This is a genomic window from Flavobacterium lacisediminis, assembly GCF_025909975.1.
GTDB classification, from domain to species: Bacteria; Bacteroidota; Bacteroidia; order Flavobacteriales; family Flavobacteriaceae; genus Flavobacterium; species Flavobacterium lacisediminis.
In genome coordinates this window covers 1-5600 of sequence record NZ_JAPCIO010000017.1, presented here as the reverse complement: position 1 = coordinate 5600, position 5600 = coordinate 1, and the positions used below count along the sequence as shown (strand labels likewise).

At 35.0% G+C, this 5600-nt stretch carries 2 protein-coding genes; both read right to left on the bottom strand.

Annotated features, from left to right (window positions below; translation table 11 throughout):
- Nucleotides 1-159 precede the first annotated feature (159 nt).
- Complete coding sequence (locus OJ995_RS13395) at nucleotides 160-5094, bottom strand: T9SS type B sorting domain-containing protein (RefSeq protein ID WP_264369899.1); 4935 nt, start codon at nucleotides 5092-5094, stop codon at nucleotides 160-162.
- Nucleotides 5095-5218: 124 nt separating this feature from the next.
- On the bottom strand, nucleotides 5219-5600 hold a 382-nt coding region (locus OJ995_RS13390), incomplete at its 5' end, for an OmpA family protein (protein WP_264369898.1).

Sequence of the window (5600 nt, the reverse complement as noted above, 5' to 3'; positions counted from 1 at the left end):
ACTCATGTTATACATGTATTGGGTGTAGTGTGGGTCTTGCTGGGCTTGTAAATCTGCCGAAAAGGCAATTACTCCTAAAGTTACTAAAAATAGTTTCTTCATTATTTTTTTATGTTTTTTTAAAGTTGGCTGCTACAAATTGTAGCAGCCTTACTTTTATTAACGTTCTCTGTTTATATAAATCCAACCTGTTTTTGTCTCTAAATCTGTAAAATCAATCACAAAATAATAGGTTCCATCTGGCAATTCATTTCCATTATCTGATTGGCCATACCATTCATTTTCGTAACTTGATTTAGAGTATACTTTTGTTCCATATCTATTGAATATTTCAACCTTTTGAATATTATAGCTTGATAAATCCCAAGTATCATTTAAACCATCCCCATTAGGAGAAATTCCTTTTGGAATTGCACAAGTAATAACATTAACTGTTAAGAAACCTTGGTCTGCACAAAATTCAGCACTAGGAGTAAATGTATAAATTAAAACCCCTGTATTACTTGTATCTATAATTGCTGGACTCCAAGTTCCTGTAATTCCTTCCAAAGAAGTTAATGGTAATGAAGTATCATTTGAATTCAAACACAAATCTTCAACAGAATTAAAAGTCGGCAAAGTTCTATCAATAATTTCAACAACTAATGTTTGATTAGAAGCACACTGCCCTGCATCTGGTATAAATGTATAGGTTGTAAATCCAACTAATGAAGTATCAATTAAAGAAGGACTCCAAGCTCCTGTTATACCATTATTTGAAACCAATGGTAATAAGGGAGCTGTTAAATTTTCACAAATAGGGTCAATAGAATCGAAAACGGGAGACACTAAAGGGTTAACTGTAACAGTAGTTGTTACTGGAACTCCTATACAGCCATTTAAAGAAGGCGTGATTGTGTAAACTACACTTCCTGCAACAGCAGATGTTGTTGTTAACACTTGAGAGATTAAATCACCTGTTCCTGCTGAAGCACCATTAACATTTGAACTTACTATTGTCCAACTAAATGAAGTTCCTGCTAAAGAACTAGTTAAACTTATATTTGTAGTGTCACCGGAACAAATTACTGGCAAACTATTATTTACTATTACATCAGGTATTGGATTTACAACTACAGTAGAAACATTTGTTAAAGCTGTTGAACAACCAGACGCAGAAATTGAAGTCAATTGTAAATCAACATTTGAAGTTGGAGCTGCAATAGTTATAGTACCATCTCCATTAAGATCTAAGACAACAGTTTGTGAAGCTCCACCATTTATTGTGTAACTCACAGTAGCATTTGGTGTACCATCAATATTAAATACTGCATCGCTACCTAAACAAATAGGAGAATTATTAGTAACTGAAAGCAACACAGGAATTGGATTAACAATGACTTGCAAAGTGGCTCCCACAACACACTGACCTGGTGTAGGTGTAAACGTATAGGTAACTGTTTGGGTATTATCTACCGCTGGAGACCAAGTTCCTGTATATCCTTCATCAGAAGTTAAAGGCAATGTGATTGCATCTCCTGAGCAAAATGGTCCAATTGCAGTAAAAGTTGGAGTATATACCGGATTTACTAAGGTTATTTGAGTTGCATTTGAAGTAACACATCCATTTATTGTAAACAAGAAGTTATCATAAACTCCAGCATTTAATCCTAACAAAATAAAAGATCCGCTAGCATCTGCAATATAATTTGCTGGACCAACTGGATTTCCATCATCATTATAAGTTAATGAATACGTTTCACCTGGCGCTAAATTACTGATAGTAATAGACCCTTCTGTACCATTACATGTAGTTGGCTGAGTAAAAGTAAATGTAGGTGGATTCTGAATAGTAAAGTTTGCTATAAAATTTAATCCTCCATTATTAACCAGAATAGAATCATCACAATCAGTAGTAGAATTACTATCTCCAACGACTGTAAAATAAACCTCAAATACATAATTTCCTGGAGGATATGTTGTAAGATTTATTGGAGACTCTAAATCAGATAATACTTCCTGCCATTTTTGATCACCAGGATTACAAGGACCTCCTGAAGGGAATGTTCCTGCCCCACAATTTTCAAAAAATGGTAACACTAATGAATTAAAAGTACCCGGAGTTGATGCCACAGGATACACTCTATAGTTTAAAGTTGCTCCACAAACATTTGCAGTTAAAGTTTTAAATGTTTTAACTTCCGCACCTCTAATAATCAACTGATTAGAGTTTTGAACATAAGTTCCTAAATTAGAATTTGGAAAAATATTTGCAGGTGGTCCGATAATACTCGTTCCTGATCCTGTAATGTTAAAAAATTCGCCTTCACCTGTTGTTGAACAATTATCAACCCAAACAGCTGTAGCAAAAGAATTAAATGCACAAGTTGTTAATACTTCAACAAATAAAGTTGTTGTTGCAGCACATTGACCAACAGTTGGAGTAAAAGTATACGTTCCCGAAGCGGTATTACTTACTAAAGCAGGAGACCAAGTCCCTGTGATACCTTCATTAGAAGTTGAAGGTAATACTGGAGCTGGAGCACCTGAACAAATTGGAGCCGGCGCAATAAATGTAGGTACTTCTTGGTCAATAAACTGAATGTTTATTGTATCCTCAACATTATTTAAACCGCAAGTAACAATACACTTATAATCGCCACTTTGATTAACCACAATTGAACTTGAAGTAGCTCCAGGGATTAAAATATTATTGAAATACCATTGATAGCCATCTGCCGCAATAGCACTTGCATTTATTGTATAAGTTGGTTGATTACAAACTATTCTATCAGGTCCTAAGCTAACATCACAAACAATATCACAATTAGTAGTTCCTGCTCCAGAAGCACCTATATTAGTTTGAGTAAAAGTAACAGTACCTGGCTGGTTACTAAAATTAGTAATCAATATTAAATAATAATTTCCTGCAACTGCATTTGCTATGGTGAAATTCTCGATTGATACGAATGAATAACTACAAGCTGCAACATTATTCGGAATTGAAGTATTTCCATCTGGGAAATCATATAAGTTATTACACATTGTGTTAAATTGTGCAGCTGTAAAAGGCCCCCATGCAATAAAATCAACATCAATTCCTGCACCTGTAGCAGTACTTGTTTGTGCAATTTGTAAATTTAAATTTCCACTTTGCTCTACTTGCATAAAATACCAAGCAGGATTTGGAGATGTACCTAAACAGCCTATTGACCCATAGCTAGGTGCTCCTGTAGAATTTGTATATACTAAACCAGTATTACCACAAAATGGTGAAGCATCAGTACAATTTACAGGTGTTCCTATACATAAATTAAATGTAGTAGTTTGATTCGGAGTAGAAGTAAAAGTATAAATCCTTACATAATAAGTTTGCCCAGGAATTAAAGCATTAGCGACACTACTATTTGGGTCACTACAATATAATTGAGTTAATGAACCACAAGAGCCACTATATACAACATGATATAAATCTGTAGTACTTCCTGCTACATTCACTAAAGATATATAATGAGTAGTACTTGTTGCCGTGAATTGAAACCAAACATCATCATCTCTAGTTCCTCCACATGTACTTCCTTGAGATGATGCTGTAGCTCCCAAAACCGTACCATTTGCTAATAATTGGCAAGATGTATCTGAATTTACTGGAGCTATAACTGCATTAATACATTCATCATTCTGAATTAATGTAGCAAATGTAGTACCAGTAGAAACAGTACTTTCGTCAACTCCTGGGTTACAAATAGAACGTACATATGCCTTATATTGAGTTCCACTTGTTAATCCTGTATATAAATAAGGTCTTGTTGATGTTGTTTGCCAACCTGGTGTTGCACCAGTCGGTGCTGGATCATTTGCTGGTAAAACTAATACTTGCCACTGTGTTGCTGGACCATTTTCTGTCCAGTTTACATTTGCAGTGGTTTGAGTTATTCCTGACAAAGTAACACCTGATGGTCTTGGACATGTTGGAGCTGGCGCACAAGTAATATTTGCTGTCCATCCTGATCTAACTACCGAAGAATCAGATGTAAAATTAAATGTTAAACATCCATTTGAAGTTGATGCAGTAAAAGTAGGAGGTAAAGTAGTCCCTGTGTATGTTCCCAATAGAGTTCCAGCTGTACTGTTACCATCATATATTCTTAAAAAATCCCAACCAGACTCCGTATTAAATGAAGTAAAAGTAACTGTTACTAATTCACCTGAATTTGTAGGACAAATTACGGTAGTAATATTTTCATTATTTGCATAATTACCAGTCACTCCACCTGAATCAATAAAATTACCACCACAGATAGGAGGTGCTGCTGTAGTTGTAAAATTTCTAACTACTGACCAAGGACTCACATTATCTGCCTCACAAATTGTTCTAACATAATAACTATAAGAAGTTAATGGAGATAATCCTGTGATTGTAAATGGATTTGTAGGAGCACTCACAATAGTCCCTGTCCCAGGTGTAAAGCCTTGAGGACCATATTCAATTTCCCATGGCCCTACTGGGTTTGGACTTGTCCATGAAAGATTTGCTGAAGTAGAAAAAGCGGTAACATTCAAAGTTGTAGGTGTTAAACACTTTTGATCTACTTTAACTTGATCGACTAACCATCTGTCACCCGCATCATTTTCCATTACAAATGCGATATAAACATTTTGTCCAGCATAAGCAGCTAAATCGACAAATTTTTGTTGATAATTTTGATAATCAAAATCAGTTTCGGTCCATGTTTGTATAGTTGCAAAATCACCTGGTGTTGTTTGAGAAACAGTAGAGACACGAATTGTGTATATACTTCCAAAATTACCTAATTGAGATTTACGTCCATAAAAACGTAATTGACCGTTTGCAGGCACTAATACCTGAGGCGTGACTAACCAATCGACGGCTGTTGTTCCGTCTGTTACATTCTGCCCATTTATTCTTGCTGAAGCTACTCCAGAATACACAAGTGTAGCGGTTGTGTTACGAATCCATAAATTGGATCCATTTGCATTGTCGAATACTGCCCAACCAGTTGGTGGAAAAGTTGTACTTTCAAAACCTTCATTTAGCTGAGCAGAAACAAAAGTTGAGAAAATCGACATGAAAAAAAGTAATAATTTTTTCATTGTTACTATATAGTTATGGTTTGATTAATTCTCAAAGTTACATAATAAATTAATCTACACGCTTAATATCGATGAAATACGTTTTTTGTCGACGAAATACAAAAAAACCCTTGATAAACAAATATCAAGGGCTTATTAACTTGNTCACAATTAAGAATTCACTTCTTCTGTTTTGTGCGTGTTGTTCTTCGGTACATGGTTTGCAAGCTACTTTTGGTTCGCTTTCTCCAAATCCTTGTCCTGAAATTCTATCTTTTGCTATTCCTTTGCTGATTAAGTATTGAACAGTCGATTTTGCTCTTCTGTCTGATAAGTTCATGTTGTATTTATCACTTCCTCTACTATCGGTGTGTGATTTTGCGAATATCACCATGTTTGGGTTTTCGTTCATAACTGCAACTAGCTTATTTAACTCTGCTGCTCCTTCTGCTGTAATATTGCTTCTGTTGAACTCAAAGAATATTGGTTGTAAAATAACTTCTTTCTCTGTGATGATTGGCATGATT

Excerpts from the sequence above, each read along its gene's own strand:
- OJ995_RS13395 (WP_264369899.1), bottom strand. The coding sequence starts at position 5,094 with ATGAAAAAATTATTACTTTTTTTCATGTCGATTTTCTCAACTTTTGTT.